The following is a 17,246-nucleotide window of genomic DNA, read 5'->3' on the forward strand; positions in this document are numbered from 1 at the left end:
GGTCGAGGCGAGCAGCAAGGTCCAAGCTCCCGTAGGGAACGACAACGGCATGGCCTCCCGCGCACGGTTGATGGCGATCAGGAGGCTCTCCTCTGGCTTGCGGAAGATGAAGTACGCCGCGACTGCGAGCGCCACCAGGGCGATCGGGCCGGCGGAACCGCCGTCGTCCTCACCCGCGTCCCCACCGTCGCCCTCGTTCGCCGGCTCGGCCTCGTCCGGGGCTGTATCGGCGGTCGGGTCGGCGGTCGGGGACGGCTCGTCGCCGAGCACCTCACCGACCAGCTCGGGGTCGACCCGGATCACCTCGGCGCGGATGCCTTCGCTGGTCACGACGACCTCGCCCTTCGAAGTGACACCGATGGCCTCGCCCTGCTCCTGGTCGGGGGTCCGGAAGGAGCCCACCCGGTCCATCGAGGGCCAGGAGTAGATCGTGGCGGAGTAGTAGCCGCGTACGACCAGGTGCTTGCCGTCGGGGAAGAAGGCGCCGTCGGTGGCCATCGGGATGACCGGGGCGACCTCCTTCAACCGGTTGGGGCCGTCGGGGTCGAGGTGCTTCGGAACCGTATAGAGCCGCCCGCCTCCCCAGTCCTTCGTGGCGACGAAGACGCGGCCGTCGGGATGGGCCAGCAGAGACTCGGCGTTGTGCGGCCCGTCGGGGTAGACGAGCTCGTAGACGGTCGGCGAGACCGTGCGCTCGCCGCGCCCGACCCGTACCTTCGCGATCCTGATCGAGTCCCAGACGCTGTTGTTGTCGCCGATGTCGCCGACCCAGACGTGGTTGCGGCCGGCGGGCGCGAGCCCTTCGACGTCGACCGGGTCGGCGGCCCAGTGGGTCACCCCGACCGTGTCACCGCGCGAGTCGACGGTGAAGACGCGGCCGCTGTCCCCGGAGTCGTTGGTGGTGGCGTACAGACCCTTGCCGAGCGGCGTCAGCGCGCTGGCCTCGCTGATCGTCGGGTCGGAGAAGGCGAAGAGCACGTCGTCGCCGGCGGCGCTCGCGGGCACGGCCGAGATCAGCACCAGCCCGAGTGCGCCCGCGGCGACGACCGCCTTCATCGCTCGGATCTCATCGCTCCGCGAGCAGCTCGCCGAGCTTCGGACGTACGCCCCACTCGGCCACGAGCTCGTCGTACTCCTTCTTCACCGAGCCGCCCTTGACCGGCGAGCCGGTGCGGATCGCGCGGAGCATGGTGTTGCGCGGGGTGTGCTGGCTCTCCACGAACTGCACGACCTCGACGCGGTAGCCGGACAGGCGCAGCAGGCTCGCGCGCAGGGCGTCGGTCAGCGTGTCGGCGAAGCGCTCGCGGAGGATGCCGTGGCGGGTGAGCATGGAGTAGGGCGCCGGGGTCGGGGCCTTGCGCAGCTGGGCGGCGATGTCGTGATGGCAGCACGGCGCGGCCAGCACCAGCGGCGCCTCCCACTCGATCGCGCGAGCGAGGGCGTCGTCTGTGGCCGTGTCGCAGGCGTGCAGGGCGAGCACCACGTCGGGCTTCTCGTCGAGCTGTACGCCCTCGATCGTCCCTGCCACGAACTCGGCGTGCACTCCCAGCTCGTCAGCGATCTTCGAGTTGTGCTCGCGCGACTGCTCTTTGACGTCGACGCCGGTGACGACGACGGGCAGCTCGCGGACCTCGGTGAGGTAGCGCTGGGCCGCGAAGGTGAGGTAGCCGTTGCCAGCACCCAGGTCGATGATCCGCAGCGGCTCCTCGGCGGTGGGCGTGCGGACCTTGCCGGACTTCATCGCGTCGGTCAGGGCGGCGTCGAGCTGGCGCAGGAACTCCTCGACCTGGCGGTACTTCGCCTGGCGCGACGGCTTCAGCTTCCCGTCCTTGTCCGAGAGACCGAGCACCCGGAAGACCGGGTCGGACTCCGGCAGCAGTCGCTCTTTCGCCTGGTCATGGCCGCGTTCGACCTCGACCGGAGCGGTCAGCTCCGTGGTCGAGACCAGCGCCGTCGTCGGCGACTTCGCCTGGATCTGGGTCTGCTCGGTCGCGGTCGTCACGACCCAGTTGGCGAACGGTACGTCGAGCAGATCGTCCAGCGCGGTCGGGTCGCCCACCGGGTGGTTCGCGGTGAACGCCTGGGTCGCGTCGTACGTCGTGATCTGCAGGTGTCGGCCAGCCTTCAGGTCGACGTAGCGGATCTCGGCGCGACGCCACTTCGGTGCACTGCCACGCTGCTTGCCGGACGCGACCGCCTTGACCAGCTGCTCGGGATCGAGGATCACCGACCGCATCCGGTTCAGCGCCCGCAGCAGCGGCTCCGACTCCCTGCTCAACTCAGCACCCCGGCAATGACGACCACCAGCAGAAGCGCGACCAGCGCGCCGGGAATGATCATTCGGCGGTAACGCGGGTTCACCGCTTCAGTCTAGGCGCGGCCCACACCCCAACGCCCATCGCCGAGGCCCGTCGCGCCCGAACGTCCCCGGGACAGAAATCTAGCAGCGCTAGACACCCGCCGCTCTCGTCGCTAGCATTGCTAGAAAATCTGGCATCGAAAACACAGGGAGCTACAGATGCTGTACACCATCGGAATGGTCCTGATCTGGATCGTCGCCCTCGGGATCATCTACGTCGGCGTGATGTATCTACTGAGGAACGAGGCCAACGCCGCCGGCTTCGGCCTGCCGGTCCTACCCGCCCCCGAGGCTCGCGCCTGGTGGCAGCTCAAGGGCGTACGCGACATCGCCAGCGGGCTCGTCCTGATCCCGCTGATCTTCGTCGAGCCCGACGCCGTCCCCTGGGTGGTCCTCGTCGAGGCCATGATCCCGGTCGGCGACATGCTCGTGATTCTCGGCAACCGAGGGAGCAAGGCGCGCGCCTTCGGGGTCCACGGGCTCACCGCGGCCTTGATGCTCATCGCCGTGGCGCTGCTCTGGCTGGGCTGATCCAGCCGGGCCGACCACCTTCAGACGCGTGAGGCGAAGAGCTCCGCGAGGTGCATCGTGGGGACCGAGGCGAGGTCGTCGAGCTGGACGCGGCACGACATCCCGTCGGCCAGGATGACGGCGTCGGGGTGGGACCGGACAGCCGGGAGCAGGTGGGTCTCCGCGACCGCGACCGACACCTCGTAATGCCCCTCCTCGACCCCGAAGTTGCCGGCCAGGCCGCAGCAGCCGGAGACCCGGGTGACCTTCGCGCCGGCCTGGGTCAGCAGCGCCTCGTCGTCGACCCAGCCCAGGACGGCGTGCTGGTGACAGTGCGGCTGGGCGACGACCTCGACGCCGGTCAGGTCGGGCAGCGTCGCCCGGCCCTCGCCCACCAGCCGCTTCACCAGCTCGGCGAAGGTGAGCATCCCGTCACGTACGACCTCGGCCTCGGGCAGCGCCGAGAGCTCCACCGAGTCCGACCGCAGCGTCGCGGTGCACGACGGCTCCAGGCCGACGACGGGGACGCCGGAGGCGACATAGGGGGCGAGCGTACGCACGGTCTTCTCCATGATCTTCCGCGCGTCGTCGAGCTGGCCGGTCGTGATCCAGGTGAGCCCGCAGCAGGCCTTCTCGCCGATCACGCGGACGGTCAGGCCCTGCGACTCGAGCCACGCGATCGCGCCGTGGCCGGACTGGGCGAAGAAGTGGTCGGTGAAGGAGTCGGCCCAGATCCACACGTCCGGGGTCTCGGGGAGCTTCGCGGTCGGCGCCGACCGCTTCAGCGTCTTCGGCGCGAACGCGGGGATCGAGCGCCGCTGGTCGATGCCGGCGGTCTTCTTGGCGATCTTGGCGAGCGGCGAGATCTTCAGCGACGCGTTGGCCATGCCGGTGAACGGCGCCGCGAGCCGCGCCCACTTCGGCAGCTGCCCGAGAAGAGCGTGCGAGCGCGGCCGCCGCTCCCCGAGGACGTCGTGCTTCTGGTAGAGCGCCTCGGACTTGTACGTCGCCATGTCGATGCCCGTGGGGCAGTCGGAGGCACACCCCTTGCAGGCCAGGCACAGGTCGAGCGCCTCGCTCACCGCGGGGTCGCCGAGGCCACCGACGAGCGACCCGTCGAGCGCCTCCTGGAGCACCCGCGCGCGTCCACGGGTCGCGTCCTTCTCCTCGCGGGTCGCGAGGTAGGAGGGGCACATCACTCCGGCGGTCTTGGGGGCCACGCACTTGCCGACGCCGGTGCAGCGGTGGACAGCAGCACCCAGGTCACCGGAGTCGTGGATCAGCCGCAGGCCCGTCCGGGGAAGGGCGCGGGGTCGCACCGGACGCAGGTCGTCGGTGATCGACGCGGGCCGCACGATATTGCCCGGGTTGAGCAGCTCCGAGGGGTCACAGATGTCCTTGACCTGCTCGAAGAGATCGATGGAGGTCGAGTCGTACATGATGGGCAACAGCTCCGAGCGCACCCGCCCGTCACCGTGCTCGCCCGACAGCGAGCCGCCGTAGGTCACCAGCTGCGTCGCGCACGCGGTCATGAACTCCCGGAACACCTGGGCCGACTCCGGCGCGTCCGGCGCGAACGGGAAGTCGATGCGGCAGTGGATGCAGCCGTCGCCGAAGTGGCCGTAGGGGTAGCCGCGCAGGCCGAAAGACTCCAAGATTCCCTCGAAGTCGCGCAGCCAGGCACCGAGGTGCTCCGGCGGGACCGCGGCGTCCTCCCAGCCGGAGTGGGCCGGCGTGGGCAGCGAGACCCCGGCCAGCCCGGCACCGTCCTCGCGGATCCGCCACAGCGCGGCCGCCTCGAGGGGATCGATGACCACCCGCGACTCGAGCGCACCCGACTCCGCGGCGATACGTTTAACCAGGTCAGGAGCGTCCTCTCCGGCGACCTCGACCATCAGCCAGCCAGCGCCCTTGGGCAGATCCGGCACCGGGCGGCCCTTGGCGCGCACCAGGTCGGCGATCCGCGCGTCCATCCCCTCGCACGCGATCAGCCGCCCCGGCGCCACCTGCAGGAGCGCAGGCACCGCGTCGGCGGCCTCCGCCATCGTCGGATAGCCGAGCACCAGCAGCAGCCGCCCGGGCGAGTCCTCGACGAGCCGCACGGTCGTCTCCAGGATCGTCGCCAGGGTGCCCTCGGTGCCGGCCAGGAACCGGTCGACCCGACCGCCCTTCTCGGGCAGCAGGTGCTCGAGCGAGTAGCCCGAGACCTGGCGCCCGAACCGGCCGAACTCGGTCCGCACGTGACCGAGGTTGGCGCCGACGAGCGCCTGGAGGCGCTCGGCGGTCTCCCCGGTCGAGACGCCATCTGCATAGATCGCCTGCTCGCCGTTGCCGAAGAGCACGGTCAGCGCCTCGATGTTGTCGACTGTGCGGCCGTAGCCCAACGCCCGGTTGCCGCAGGCGTTGTTGCCGATCATCCCGCCGATGGTGCAGCGGGTGTGGGTCGACGGGTCGGGCCCGAACCGCAGCCCGTGCGGAGCCGCTACCCGCTGCAGGTCGGCGTGCACGACGCCCGGGTCGATCCGCGCGGTCCGCGCCTCCGGGTCGATCTCGTGGATGGTCCGCAGGTCGCGCGTGTCCACGACGATCCCGGACCCGACGGCGTTGCCGGCGATCGAGGTGCCCGCACCTCGCATCGTCACCGGCGCCCCGGTCGAACGGGACACCGCGTGCACCGCGAGCAGCTCATCGCGGGACTGCGGCCGTACGACGACGGAGGGCACGACCCGGTAGAGGCTCGCGTCGCTGGAGTAGAGCGCCCGGGCCAGCGGCGAGTCGTCGACCCGGCTGATCCCCTGGTTGCGCAGCTCATTCGCCAGATCCGAGGCAGTCGCATTCACCCGCACATTGTCACAGACCTCGGCGCGGTCACCGGTCAGCGCCCACCGTCGACGACCACAACCCGAACCCGTCTCAGTGAGCGATATTCGACTCTCATATAATGGGACCGCCCGCGAGAGCGCGGGCACTTCCAGACCTCGGAGAGAGACCATGTCCGCCACCCCCGCACCGGCCAACCCGCGCTCGCGCGTGCTCGTCGCCAGTCTCGTCGGGACGACGATCGAGTTCTACGACTTCTACGCGTACGCGACCGCAGCCGTCCTCGTCTTCCCCGCCCTCTTCTTCCCGGCCGGCGACCCGACCACCGCGCTCCTGGCGAGTTTCGCGGTCTTCGGCGCCGCGATGGTCGCCCGCCCGATCGGCGCGATCTTCTTCGGCCACCTCGGCGACCGGCTCGGCCGCAAGACGACGCTGGTCATCTCGCTGCTCACGATGGGCATCGCGACCTTCCTGATCGGTGCACTCCCGACGTACGAGACCGTCGGCTGGGTCGCCACCGCGCTGCTCGTGCTGATGCGCCTGGCCCAGGGCTTCGCGCTCGGCGGCGAGTGGAGCGGTGCGGCCCTGGTCGCGACCGAGAACGCCCCCGAGGGCAAGCGCGCGATCTACGGTACGTTCCCGCAGCTCGGCGCGCCGCTGGGCTTCATCCTCGCCAACGGCCTCTTCCTGGCCATCGCGGCGCTGCTCTCCGCTGAGGGCGCCGACCCGACCAGGCCGTCCGAGGCGTTCCTGGAGTGGGGCTGGCGGGTGCCGTTCCTCTTCTCCGCGGTGATGGTCATCGTCGGCCTGTGGGTCCGGCTGCGCCTGGTCGAGAGCGACGTGTTCACCAAGAGCCAGGACGCCGGACTGGTCCGCAAGGTCCCGCTCGCCTCGGTCGTGCGCAACCAGGGCAAGCAGCTGGTCCTCGGCACCTTCTTCATGCTGGCGACGTACGTGCTCTTCTACCTGATGACCGCGTTCTCGCTGTCGTTCGGCACCGCCGCCACAGACCTCCCGGTGCCCGGCCTGGGCTACGGTTACACGACCTTCGTGCTGATGCTGATCTTCGGCGTGATCTTCTTCGGCATCTTCACCATGGTCTCCGGGCCGCTGGCCGAGCGCTTCGGCCGGCGCCGGCTGCTGATCGCGGTCACCCTCGGGATCATCGTCTTCGGCCTGGCCTGGGCGCCGCTGGTCAACGCCGGCACCGTCGGCGTACTCCTCTGGCTGGTTCTCGGCTTCTCCCTGATGGGCCTCACCTTCGGCCCGATGGGTGCGCTGCTGCCGGAGCTTTTCCCGACCAGCGTGCGCTACACCGGCTCCGGCATCTCCTACAACGTCGCCTCGATCCTCGGCGCCGCGGTCGCACCGTTCATCGCGGTCGCGCTGTGGAAGCAGGCCGACGGCTCGCCGGTCCTGGTCGGCGTCTACCTCTCCGTGATGGCCGTGATCACCCTGATCTCGCTGGTCATCGGCAAGGAGACCAAGGACGTGGCGCTCGAGGAGACCCCGGAGAAGGCCTCCGTCTGACCGTCTACGGTGGCGGGGTGACCGTCAGGATCCTCTCCGCCACAGACGTACGCAGCATCTTCACGCCCCGCCTCGCGCTGGAGTCCCAGCGCGAGGCGTTCACCCGACTGGGAGCCGGGGAGGCCGTCCAGCCTCCCCGGCTGCTTGTCCCGGGACCGGACGAATCGGTCTCGTTCTGCTACTCCTCCCGGATCGCCCCCGACGCCCCAGCGGTGAGCAAGTTCGGCAGCGTCAACCCTGCCAACGCCGCCCGCGGGCTGGGTGCCGTGCACTCGGTCATCACGGTCCTCGACGCCGACACCGGTGCACCGCGCGCGATCATCAACGGCGACAGCGTCACCGGCCTGCGCACCTCGGCCGCGACCACCCTCGCCATGCAGCAGGTCGCCCCCGACGCCGAGAATGTCCTCGTCGTCGGCACCGGCGCCCAGGCCCGGGCCCACCTCGACGCCTTCGACGTGACCCACCCAGACGCCGAGTTCTGGATCTTCGGCCGCGATACCGCCGCGGCCGAAGAGATCGCCCTCCATCACGGCGCTCGCGCCGCCCACGACCTTCCCCAAGCGGTACGCCGCGCCGACATCGTCGTCCTCTGCACCTCGTCCCTCACCCCGGTGATCGAGGACGCCTGGGTCACCGACGGCACCACCGTCGCCAGCGTCGGCTCCTTCGCCCCCGACCGCGTCGAGCTGCCGCCGTCGCTGCTGTCGCGCTCCACGGTCGTGGTCGACTACCGCCCCTCGGCGCTGACCGACTCCGGCCCCCTCGTCGAGGCCATAGCCTCCGGCTTGGTCGCCGCGGACCGGATCACCGACCTCGGCTCCCTACTCACCGGCGCATCCTCCGTGACCCACGCCGCGGCCGACACCGTCACCTACCTCTCCGTAGGCGTAGGTGCCCAAGACGCAGCCGCCGCCAGGTTCATCCTGGCCGCAGCCGAAGAACAGAACGTAGGCACCCAGGCCGCCCTCGACTAACCCGCGAGAAGTCAGAATCTGACGCCGAGACGTCAGTTCTTGGCGTCGAAGAGTCAGTCCTCGGCGTCGAGATGTCGATTTATGCCGTCGACAAGTCGATTTTCCGTACGCCACATCGGCGGCAACAAGTGACCTTTCGCCGTCAGAAATCGACGTCTCGGCGCCAGACTTCGACTACTCGGCGCCAGATTTCGACGCTTCGGCGGCTAGGGCTGCTTGCACCACGTCTAGGAGGGGGAGGGTCTCCAGGTCGGCGCGGGTCACCCAGCGGACGTCGTCCGTCGTGCCGTTCTGCTCGACCACCCGCGGATCCTCGCCGTCGGCGACAGTCGCGGCGAAGATCAGGTGGACGCCGTGGAACTCCTCGTGACGACCGCTGGGGGCGGTGCCGGTGATGTTCACGTCGTGCACGTCGAGCAGCGCGCCGACCTCGCAGGTGAGCCCGCACTCCTCGACCACCTCGCGCACCAGCGCCTCGCGCGGCTGCTCGCCGAAGTCGACCCCGCCACCGGGCAGCGTCCACGTGCCCGCGTGGTAGCCGAGCGGCGAGATCCGGGTGAGCAGGATCGCGTCGTCGGAGGGGCGGGTGATGAAGGCGTACGCAGCCAGCCGCTGCATCCGGGACGGCTTGTGCACCTCGAGGGCGTCGGTGACCAGCGGAGACGTCGGGATCTCGCCGCTCGTCACCGCGGCCAGGGGCAGCCAGGCCGCCTCCGCGGTGGATCCGTCGACCTCCATCGTCTGCGGTTCCGGAGCGTCGTGGGGCACCCAGCCGTCGTAGACGATCCGGATCGCGTGGGCGTTGACCCGACGGCCAAGCCGCCAGGCCTTGGCCTGATGGACGGAGTAGACCCGTGCCTCGACGCCGATCTCGACCGGCACGCCGGCCTCCTCGTAGACCTCGCGCACGACCGCGTCGCGCGGGTCCTCGCCGTGGTCGATCCCGCCGCCGGGCAGCGTCCATCGCTCCTCCGGCGTGACCTTCTCCGAGAGCCGGCTGAGCAGGATCTCCGGCTCAGCGGCCGCACCGGCCCGGATGATGACGGCGTACGCCCCCACCCGCTGCACCTTCGGAAGCTTGCGTCGCCGCCCGCTGCGGCCCCGATTCCGCGTCGCCATCAGCTGAACGGGGGTCGGGAGTCGAGGGCCAGCGAGCGGCGACCGGCCCAGCGCCACACCTTGGCGGCACGGTCGCGGTCGTCGTCGGTGACCAGGTTGCCCATCCACCGCAGGGCCAGCGTCATCAGCCAGTCGGAGCGCATTCCCGCAGGCCCGAGGGTGGATACCAGGCGCGGACGGGTCGCGATCCCGGCCAGACGGCGGGCGATGGAGAACGCCTCGCCGTAGTGCTCACGCAGGGTCGCCGGCCAGGCGGTGGCCAGATTCTCGCCCGCGATCAGCGCGTCGGCGACCATCCGTCCGGTCTCCAGGCCGTAGTCGATCCCTTCGCCGTTGAGCGGGTTCACGCAGCCGGCGGCGTCGCCGATCAGCGCCCAGTTGGCGCCGGCGACCCCGGAGACGGCACCGCCCATCGGCAGCAGCGCGGACTTCTCCGCTCGCAGCTCGCCGGTGAGCCCGAACTGGTCGCGACACTGCTCCGTGTAGTGCCTCATCAGCGGCTTGATCGCGACGTCTGCGGGCCGCTTCGAGGTGGCCAGCGCACCCGCGCCGATGTTCACCTCGCCCGATCCGAGCGGGAAGATCCAGCCGTATCCCGGCAGCGCCTCACCAGACTCGTCGCGCAGCTCGAGGTGGGAGGAGATCCATTCGTCGTCGGCCTGGTCGGAGGCGATGTAGGCCCGCCCGGCGACGCCGTAGACGGTGTCGCGGTGCCACTCCCGGCCCAGCACCTTGCCGAGCGGCGAGCGTACGCCGTCGGCGACCACGACCGACCGGCACGCGACCTCGTGACCACCCTCGAAGACAACCGCGGCGATCCGCTCGCCGTCCCATCGCACGTCGACCGCGCGCACACCGTCGACCGCCGTCGCGCCAGACTTGATCGCCACCGTGCGCAGGTGATCGTCGAGCTCGGTCCGCGGCACCGCCGAACCCCACGACGGCAAGGTTCCGCCGGGCCACGGCAGGTGCAGCGTCTGCCCGAAGCCGTGCGCCCGCAGGCCCTTCGAGACCGGGTGCGCACGCAGCCAGTCCTCCAGCCCGAGCCGGACCAGCTCGTGGGTCGCGCGCGGAGTCAGCCCGTCACCGCAGGTCTTGTCACGCGGGAAGACGGCCGCGTCGGTCAACAGGACATCGACCCCGGCGCGCGCCAGCCAGGCCGCCGCGGCCGAGCCCGCGGGCCCTGCCCCCACGACGAGCACGTCAGCTGACTGCGGAAGGGACGAGGTCATGCGCATATCTTCCCAGAACCGGCCAACGGCCCGCGAAAGAACCCTCACCTCTGGCCGAAGCGGGCCTCTGCTAGGTTATTGCAAGTTCTTCGCAATAGTCCCGAAGCAGTCTCGGAAGGCCCCCACGTGCACGACCCTCTCGGCGTACGTCGCCGCCGCCGGCGCGCCGCCATCTGGCTCCTGGGCCTCCTCGCGGCCACCGCCTTGACGGTCGTCGTGGCAGTCGGGCTGGGCGCTGCGTACGTCACCCCCGGGACGATCGCCCAGATCCTCGGCCACCACCTGCTCGGCCTGCCCGAGGCCGGCTGGAAGGCCACCGAAGAGGCGATCGTGTGGAAGGTACGCCTCCCCCGCGTGCTCCTCGGCGCCCTGGTTGGAGCGGGCCTGGCCGTCACCGGCATGGCACTGCAGGCGATGGTCCGCAACATGCTCGCCGACCCCTACCTGCTCGGGATCAACTCCGGCGCCTCCAGCGGCGCCGCGGCGGCGATCCTCTTCGGCGCGGGCACCGGCCTCGGGGCGTACGCCCTGCCCGGCTCGGCCTTCCTCGGCGCCCTCGCGGCGTCGTTCCTGGTGTTCGCGCTCGCCCGCAGCGGCGGTCGGGTCACGTCGCTGCGGCTGCTCCTCTCCGGCGTCGCCGTCGGCTACCTCCTCTACGGCCTGACCAGCTTCCTGATCTTCGCCTCGGGATCGGCCGAGGGCGCGCGGTCGGTGATGTTCTGGCTGCTCGGATCGCTCGGCCTGGCCCAGTGGAACGGCCTGCTGGCCGTCGTGGCCGTCGCCGTGCTCGCCACCATCGCCCTGCTGACCCTGTCCGGTCGTGGTCTCGACGCCCTCGCGATCGGCGATGAGACCGCCCACACCCTCGGCGTCTCCCCCGACCGCTTCCGCACCCTGCTGCTGGTCCTCGTGGCACTGACCGTGGGCGTGGTCGTCTCGGCCGCCGGCAGCATCGGGTTCGTCGGCCTGGTCGTGCCCCACCTGGCCCGGCGTGCCGTCGGCTCCGCCCACTCCGTGGCGATCCCGGCCGCCGCCCTCATGGGCGCGATCCTGCTGGTCTGGGCCGACGTGCTCGCCCGTGTGCTCCTCCAGCCCCAGGAGATCCCGATCGGGATCGTCACCGCGCTCCTGGGCGCCCCGTTCCTCATCGTCCTCATCCGGCGCTTCTCGGCGCGCGACGTCTGACCATCAAGGAGCCGAAGTGATCCGCCCCATGCTCGCCACCGCCACCCTCGTGCTGGCCACGACGACCGCCTGCGGCGCCGACGCCGCCGGCGACGAGCCCGCAACCGCCGGCTTCCCGGTCACCATCGAGAACTGCGGCGCCGAGGTCACCTTCGACGCTCCGCCGGAGCGCGTCGTGATGCTGAAGAGCTCGGCGGTGCCCTACCTGCACGCGCTCGGCGTGATGGACCGGGTCGTGGCCAGGGCCGGTGAGTATCCCGCCGACTACTACGACGCCGAGACCCAGGCCGGGCTCGACGACATCCCGCTGCTCACCGACGAGATGGACACCAGCGGCCACCTGCAGATCTCCAAGGAGATCGTGATCGCCGAGCAGCCCGACCTGGTCCTCGGCGAAGTCGACAACCTCTCCCGCGACACCCTCGACGCCGTCGACATCGACCTCCTCGAGGAGCCGGCGATGTGCCCCGAGGGCGTCGACGACCCCGGTTTCGACGACATCTACAGCCAGCTGGAGACCTACGGGAAGGTCTTCGACCGCGAGGACGAAGCCGCCCATGCTGTCGCTGACCTGCGCAAACGCGTGACGGAGCTGGAAACGAAGAAGGTCGGCGAGGGACGTACGGCGGCAGTGCTCTACCCCACCGTCGGCGGCGGCGTGACCTACGCCTACGGCACCAGGTCGATGGCCCACCCGCAGCTGGAGGCGGCCGGGTTCGAGGACGTCTTCGCCGACGTCGACGAGCGCGTCTTCGAGGTCTCGACCGAGGATCTTCTCGAGCGCGACCCCGACGTGATCATCCTGCTCCACAACGCCGGCGACCCTGCCAAGGTCGAGGAGTCGATCGCCCAGCTCGCCGGCGCCGAGGACCTCACCGCGGTCAGGAACGGCGACGTGATGGCGCAGCTGTTCAACTTCACCGAGCCGCCCTCCGCCCTCTCCGTCGACGGCCTGGAGCGGATCATCGACAGGTTCGGCCGGTGATCGAGGCAGCGGGCCTGTCCTGGACGTACGGCACCACGACGATCCTCGAGGACGTCGACGTCGCCTCCCACGAGGGCCGGGTGCTGGGCCTGATCGGCCCGAACGGGAGCGGCAAGACGACCCTGCTCCGGCTGCTCTACGGCGCTCTCCGGGGCACGGGCACCGTCGAGATCGACGGCGACGACCTCGCCAGGCTCCCCGCCAGGCAGGTCGCCCGGCGCCTGGCGGTGGTCGTCCAGGAGTCCGGCACCGACACGAGCTTGACCGCCGGCGAGATGGTCCTGCTGGGACGTACGCCGCACCTGTCCGCCTTCGCCAGGGCCGGCGAGCACGACCTGGCGATCGCCGCGGAGTGCCTGGAGCGGGTCGGCGGGACCCACCTCGGGCCGCGCTCCTTCGCCGCCCTCTCGGGGGGCGAGAGGCAACGGGTGCTCATCGCAAGGGCGCTGGCGCAGGAGGCGACCCACCTGCTGCTCGACGAGCCGACCAACCACCTCGACATCCGCTACCAGCACGAGATCCTGTCGCTGGTGCGGAAGCTAGGGACGACGGCCATCGTCGTTCTCCACGACCTCAACCTGGCCGCCCGCTACTGCGACGACCTGGTGCTGCTCGACCAGCGCCGCGTCGCCGCCCGCGGCACCGTCGACGAGGTGCTCCGGCCCGAGATCCTGGAGCCGGTCTACGACATCGGCATCGAGCGGCTCGAGCTGCGCGAGGAGATCCACCTCCTCTTCCGCCCATCCACCTGAGCCGGTCCTCAGACCTCGGGGGCGGCCTCGACCCTGGTCTCGGGCACGGACTCGTCATCAGGATCGACGCCCGGAAGGTGAGCCTCCCAGAGCTCGACGTCCATCACGTAGAGCCGGAGCGACGCCTCGCCGCGCAGCTGCTCGGGCTTGAACGCCCGAGCTGTGCCGACCAGCCGGTGGAACGCCACCGCGCAGCGCTTCTCGAGCTCGAAGTCGGGCACCTGGCGCGCCATCCCGGTGACGTACGCAGCGCTCGCCCCGTACCCCGGCAGCACCGAGGAGTCGAAGATGACCCCGGCCACGCGCGGGTCGCGGATGAGGTTGCGGGAGTGCTGCGCATCGGGCGCCGAGACCCAGTAGAGGTCTCGGTAGCCGTCGTGGGAGAAGTAGACCGGCGACGTACGCGGCCGGCCATCGGGATCCGAGGTCGCCAGCACCAGGTAGGCGACGCCGTCGACGATCCCGCGGACGTGTCTGTCCAGATCAGCTGCCATACCCCAGAGGGTAAACGACTTTTCTAGTGGTGACCTGGGTATATGCGCGGCAGCTTGTAGCCGTGCTCGGCCAGCACCTCCCGCAGGACGTCCGGCCTGTCGGTGATCAGTCCGTCGACGCCGAGCCCGATCAGATGCTCCATCGTGGCGACGTCGTCCACCGTCCACGGCACGACCGCGATGCCGCGCGCGTGCGCCGCGTCGACCAGCTCCTGGGTCGTGAACGGCACATAGCCCGGATCCGACACCGAGCCGCCCTGCGGGTCGCCGTGGACCGGCGAGACCGCATCCGCCCCGAACGAGTCCGCGGCCGCGACGTACCGCTCCTGCAGCGACCCCTCGAAGTCGTCGATGTCGATCCCGCCCAGCCATGGCGAGGCGCCCGGCAGTCCCTGCTGGAGGAACTGCTGCCCATTGGTCAGCGCGACGATCGGCAGCCGCGGCTCGACCTCCCGGAACCGCTTCAGCGCGCCCCAGTCGAAGCTCTGGATCGTGACCTGGTTGCGGATGTGCGCCCGCCTGATCTCGGCCAGGACGACGCGGACGAACTGCTCGCGCGGCGCGGTCTGCTCCGGCGCTCCAGCCTCGACCTTCGTCTCCACGTTCAGCTGGACCTGGCCGGCGTGGTAGCTGTTGACCAGCGCAAACACCTCCGAGAGCAGCGGCATCCGCTCGCCCGGCGAGAGCACCTGGTCGGGGAACTGCGGCTGCCGCAGCGACCCGCAGTCGATCGTCCGCACCTGCGCGAGCGTCAGGTCCTTGATGTAGGTCCGGTTCGGCACGTACGGGAACTCCGGGTCACCGGGGAACGCCGGCGAGGTGTCGACGCACTTAGCCGGGTTCGGGTCCCGGTCGTGCGTCACGACCGCATGGCCGTCCTCGGTGATCTGCACATCGAGCTCGAGGGTGCTCACGCCCAGCTGGAGCGCCCTCTCGAAGGCCGGCAGCGTGTTCTCGACCGTCAGCGCGATACCGCCGCGGTGCGCCTGGAGGTCGAAGGTACGCGGATCGTTCTCGGCGTACGCCGGGGCGATGGCGGAGCTCGCCAGGAGCGCCGCGGACACAAGGAGGCCTGCTCGGACACGTCTCATGCCCGACAGGATCCCGCAGCCGGATGGCCGCTAGTGGAACGCGTGATGAGACAGGAGCGACACGTTCTTGTCCGCACACCCGGTGGTCTCGTGGCGGACGAACTGCGAGTCGTAGGAGTCGGGCACGTAGACCCGGAACCCGTCCACCTCGGTCGGCTTGCAGGCCGGGGCCGGATAGTTCTCGGCCGTCGACTCGGAGACCTCGCTCACGGCCACCTGACCTGGCTTCATGATCACCGTGCGCCACTTGCCCTCACGTGCCGCGGGCGCGCCGACCTGGGCGCCGTCGCCACCCCCGACGTACGACAGTCCGCCGAAGCCACCGAGGGCACACGCATGGCCGGAGACATTGGTCAGCGTGATCTCGCCGAACCGCGATCCGGCGCCGGCATCGGTCGCGCGATAGCCGGCCTTCAGGTCGGCGTCGGTGCACTTCGGCGTCTTCCGATCCGCCGGTGCGGGGTCAGAGGACGAAGCAGAGGACTCAGTCCTCACCGGCGAACCCCCCGTGGCCGCCGGTGAGGACTGAGTCGGGGACGATGGTGTGCTGCTCGCTTGGGCGGGATCCGCGGTCCCGGAGGCAGATGGTGACGAGTCGACCGCCCCGTCCTTCGTCGACCCACAACCTCCCACCGCGAGCACGCCGAGGACCCCGATTCCGACCACCATCAGTCGTAGGTGCCGCATCTTCGCTCCTCGAGTAGCAGATGCCAGCTAGATAGATCCAGCCAGTTAACTCATCGTCCCAATCCTGAGACGCGCGGACCGTTCGCTTCGTTGCGTCGGATCTCGAGAAAATCTCAGACCCTGCTGTCGTACACCGTCCGAGCCGCGTCGACCTCCGGCATGTGCTCCTCGGCCCAGGCCTTGAGGTGGCCGATGACCGGCAGCAGCGTCTGCCCGAGCGGGGTGAGCTCGTAGTCGGTTCGCACCGGCACCGACGGGGTCACCGTGCGGATCAGCAGGCCGTCGCGCTCCATCTTCCGCAGCGACTGGGTCAGCATCTTCTGGCTCACCCCCTCGATCTGCGAGGCCAGCTCCGAATACCTCAGCGGGCCGCGGAGCCCCAGCGCCACGATCGCCAGGCTCACCCACTTGTCACCGATCGTGTCCAGCAGCCGCCGGCTCGGACACAGCGCCGAGAATGCGTCGAATCCGCTCGGCCGCTCGGCCGTCGTCGTCCCCATGGCAGACCTCCAGGTGCGTACGCCACTTCAAAGTGCCTTCTTCCCAAAGGAGAGTAGGGCACCGAAAGTAGTACACGCAACCAGTCGACCACCGCAAAGGACGAACACCATGTACGCACTCATCTCCCGCGCCGGCGACCCGACCCCGCGCCTCGAGGAGCTCCCTGCCCAGACGCTCGGCCCCGACGACATCCGCGTCGAGGTGGCCGCCGCCGGCTTCACCCTCTTCGACGCCTTCGTCGCGAGCGACCACGCAGCCATCGGCCTCCCCGACGTCATCGGCCTCGGCTTCGACTTCAGCGGCGTAATCACCGAGGTCGGCGAGGCGGTCTCCGGATTCGTCATCGGCGACCGCGTCGCAGGCCTCCACAGCAACCCGGCCGCAGGCGCCCGCGCCCACGCGACCGAGGTCGTCGTCACCGCCTCCGCCGCAGCGGCCGTACCCGACGGGCTCACCCTCGAGTCGGCCGCCGCGGCTCCGCTCAACGCGCTCACCGCCCGCCAGGCGCTCGACCTGCTCGGCACCGAACGCGGCAGCCTTCTCGTCACCGGTGCCGCCGGCGGCGTCGGCCTGTGGGCACTGGCGCTGGCCAAAGCCGACGGTTGGACGGTCGACGCCCTGGTACGCCCCGGCACCGAGCACCTCGCCACCGGCGCCGACCACGCCGTCACCGAGATCGAACCGCACGCGCACGACGCCGTCCTCGACCTGGCAGCGCTCAACGAACCGGCCCTGTCAGGCGTACGCGACGGCGGCCGCTACGTCAGCGTCAAGCCCGGCCGGGCACCGACGGCCGAGCGCGGCATCGAGGTCTCGACCGCACTGAACCAGCCCGACGGCGCGGTGCTCGCCGACCTCCTCCGGTTGGCGGCCGACGGCACGGTGCCGACCCGGATCGCCGCGACCCGCCCGCTGAGCAAGGCCGCCGAGGCCTACCAGGAGGCGGAGGCTGCACCGGGATCCGATGGCCGCTGGCTGCTGATCCCGTGAAAAGGACGAAGGCC

16 protein-coding genes are annotated in these 17,246 nt (G+C 70.4%); 7 read left to right on the forward strand and 9 right to left on the reverse strand.

The window, feature by feature from the left end:
• Both ABZU72_RS13180 and ABZU72_RS13185 read right to left on the reverse strand, forming a co-directional pair.
• A partial coding sequence (locus ABZU72_RS13180; protein WP_355019302.1) for a hypothetical protein occupies positions 1-1,056 on the reverse strand: 1,056 nt, incomplete at its 3' end.
• Between the two features lie 10 nt (positions 1,057-1,066).
• Complete coding sequence (locus tag ABZU72_RS13185; protein ID WP_355019303.1) at positions 1,067-2,278, reverse strand: SAM-dependent methyltransferase; 1,212 nt, start codon at positions 2,276-2,278, stop codon at positions 1,067-1,069.
• A gap of 240 nt (positions 2,279-2,518) precedes the next feature.
• Here ABZU72_RS13185 and ABZU72_RS13190 point away from each other — a divergent pair, with 240 nt between their 5' ends.
• The gene (locus ABZU72_RS13190; RefSeq protein ID WP_355019304.1) at positions 2,519-2,890 is read left to right on the forward strand and encodes a DUF4267 domain-containing protein; all 372 of its coding nucleotides are present in this window, start codon (positions 2,519-2,521) and stop codon (positions 2,888-2,890) included.
• A gap of 20 nt (positions 2,891-2,910) precedes the next feature.
• On the opposite strand, the gene ABZU72_RS13195 is transcribed toward ABZU72_RS13190, so the two are convergent.
• Entirely contained in the window at positions 2,911-5,709 is a 2,799-nt protein-coding gene (locus ABZU72_RS13195) for an FAD-binding and (Fe-S)-binding domain-containing protein (RefSeq protein WP_355019305.1), read from the reverse strand.
• A gap of 151 nt (positions 5,710-5,860) precedes the next feature.
• Here ABZU72_RS13195 and ABZU72_RS13200 point away from each other — a divergent pair, with 151 nt between their 5' ends.
• Positions 5,861-7,219: an MFS transporter gene (locus ABZU72_RS13200; protein ID WP_355019306.1), complete on the forward strand. Its 1,359-nt coding sequence runs from the start codon at positions 5,861-5,863 to the stop codon at positions 7,217-7,219.
• Positions 7,220-7,236: 17 nt separating this feature from the next.
• Entirely contained in the window at positions 7,237-8,196 is a 960-nt protein-coding gene (locus ABZU72_RS13205) for an ornithine cyclodeaminase family protein (protein WP_355019307.1), read from the forward strand.
• 174 nt (positions 8,197-8,370) lie between these two features.
• On the opposite strand, the gene ABZU72_RS13210 is transcribed toward ABZU72_RS13205, so the two are convergent.
• The gene (locus ABZU72_RS13210; protein ID WP_355019308.1) at positions 8,371-9,315 is read right to left on the reverse strand and encodes an NUDIX domain-containing protein; all 945 of its coding nucleotides are present in this window, start codon (positions 9,313-9,315) and stop codon (positions 8,371-8,373) included.
• Positions 9,315-10,547, reverse strand: a complete 1,233-nt coding sequence (locus ABZU72_RS13215) for a geranylgeranyl reductase family protein (RefSeq protein ID WP_355019309.1) — start codon at positions 10,545-10,547, stop codon at positions 9,315-9,317. The genes ABZU72_RS13210 and ABZU72_RS13215 overlap by 1 nt, the downstream gene beginning before the upstream one ends.
• Positions 10,548-10,673: 126 nt before the next feature.
• Here ABZU72_RS13215 and ABZU72_RS13220 point away from each other — a divergent pair, with 126 nt between their 5' ends.
• Genes ABZU72_RS13220 through ABZU72_RS13230 form a run of 3 tightly spaced genes read left to right on the forward strand, consistent with a single transcriptional unit; the run spans position 10,674 to position 13,469 of the window.
• A complete protein-coding gene (locus ABZU72_RS13220) occupies positions 10,674-11,732 on the forward strand; it encodes an iron ABC transporter permease (RefSeq protein ID WP_355019310.1) in 1,059 nt (352 codons plus the stop codon).
• A gap of 16 nt (positions 11,733-11,748) precedes the next feature.
• Positions 11,749-12,717, forward strand: a complete 969-nt coding sequence (locus ABZU72_RS13225) for an ABC transporter substrate-binding protein (RefSeq protein ID WP_355019311.1) — start codon at positions 11,749-11,751, stop codon at positions 12,715-12,717.
• Positions 12,714-13,469, forward strand: coding sequence for an ABC transporter ATP-binding protein (locus ABZU72_RS13230; RefSeq protein WP_355019312.1), 756 nt, complete (start codon positions 12,714-12,716; stop codon positions 13,467-13,469). Before ABZU72_RS13225 ends, ABZU72_RS13230 begins: the two co-directional genes overlap by 4 nt.
• Before the next feature lie 8 nt (positions 13,470-13,477).
• On the opposite strand, the gene ABZU72_RS13235 is transcribed toward ABZU72_RS13230, so the two are convergent.
• The 4 genes from ABZU72_RS13235 to ABZU72_RS13250 all read right to left on the reverse strand — a co-directional run bounded on the left by ABZU72_RS13235 (position 13,478) and on the right by ABZU72_RS13250 (position 16,241).
• Entirely contained in the window at positions 13,478-13,963 is a 486-nt protein-coding gene (locus ABZU72_RS13235; protein WP_355019313.1) for a pyridoxamine 5'-phosphate oxidase family protein, read from the reverse strand.
• Between the two features lie 23 nt (positions 13,964-13,986).
• The gene (locus ABZU72_RS13240) at positions 13,987-15,054 is read right to left on the reverse strand and encodes a glycerophosphodiester phosphodiesterase family protein (protein WP_355019314.1); all 1,068 of its coding nucleotides are present in this window, start codon (positions 15,052-15,054) and stop codon (positions 13,987-13,989) included.
• A gap of 30 nt (positions 15,055-15,084) precedes the next feature.
• On the reverse strand, positions 15,085-15,549 hold the full coding sequence (locus tag ABZU72_RS13245; protein WP_355019315.1) for a DUF4232 domain-containing protein: 465 nt from the start codon (positions 15,547-15,549) through the stop codon (positions 15,085-15,087).
• A gap of 305 nt (positions 15,550-15,854) precedes the next feature.
• Positions 15,855-16,241: a helix-turn-helix domain-containing protein gene (locus ABZU72_RS13250; protein WP_355019316.1), complete on the reverse strand. Its 387-nt coding sequence runs from the start codon at positions 16,239-16,241 to the stop codon at positions 15,855-15,857.
• A gap of 109 nt (positions 16,242-16,350) precedes the next feature.
• On the opposite strand from ABZU72_RS13250, the gene ABZU72_RS13255 reads away from it, so the two are divergent.
• Positions 16,351-17,232 carry a zinc-binding dehydrogenase gene (locus tag ABZU72_RS13255; protein WP_355019317.1) on the forward strand — a complete coding sequence of 294 codons (882 nt, stop codon included), beginning with the start codon at positions 16,351-16,353 and terminating at the stop codon, positions 17,230-17,232.
• Positions 17,233-17,246 lie beyond the last annotated feature (14 nt).

Source organism: Nocardioides sp. NPDC004968 (assembly GCF_040608935.1).
Lineage (GTDB): Bacteria > Actinomycetota > Actinomycetes > Propionibacteriales > Nocardioidaceae > Nocardioides.

Bases quoted from the DNA above. Each gene is read 5' to 3' on its own strand.
- ABZU72_RS13255 (WP_355019317.1), top strand. From the start codon at position 16,351: ATGTACGCACTCATCTCCCGCGCCGGCGACCCGACCCCGCGCCTCGAG.
- ABZU72_RS13235 (WP_355019313.1), bottom strand. From the start codon at position 13,963: ATGGCAGCTGATCTGGACAGACACGTCCGCGGGATCGTCGACGGCGTC.
- ABZU72_RS13240 (WP_355019314.1), bottom strand. From the start codon at position 15,054: ATGAGACGTGTCCGAGCAGGCCTCCTTGTGTCCGCGGCGCTCCTGGCG.
- ABZU72_RS13250 (WP_355019316.1), bottom strand. From the start codon at position 16,241: ATGGGGACGACGACGGCCGAGCGGCCGAGCGGATTCGACGCATTCTCG.
- ABZU72_RS13215 (WP_355019309.1), bottom strand. From the start codon at position 10,547: ATGACCTCGTCCCTTCCGCAGTCAGCTGACGTGCTCGTCGTGGGGGCA.
- ABZU72_RS13200 (WP_355019306.1), top strand. From the start codon at position 5,861: ATGTCCGCCACCCCCGCACCGGCCAACCCGCGCTCGCGCGTGCTCGTC.
- ABZU72_RS13190 (WP_355019304.1), top strand. From the start codon at position 2,519: ATGCTGTACACCATCGGAATGGTCCTGATCTGGATCGTCGCCCTCGGG.
- ABZU72_RS13210 (WP_355019308.1), bottom strand. From the start codon at position 9,315: ATGGCGACGCGGAATCGGGGCCGCAGCGGGCGGCGACGCAAGCTTCCG.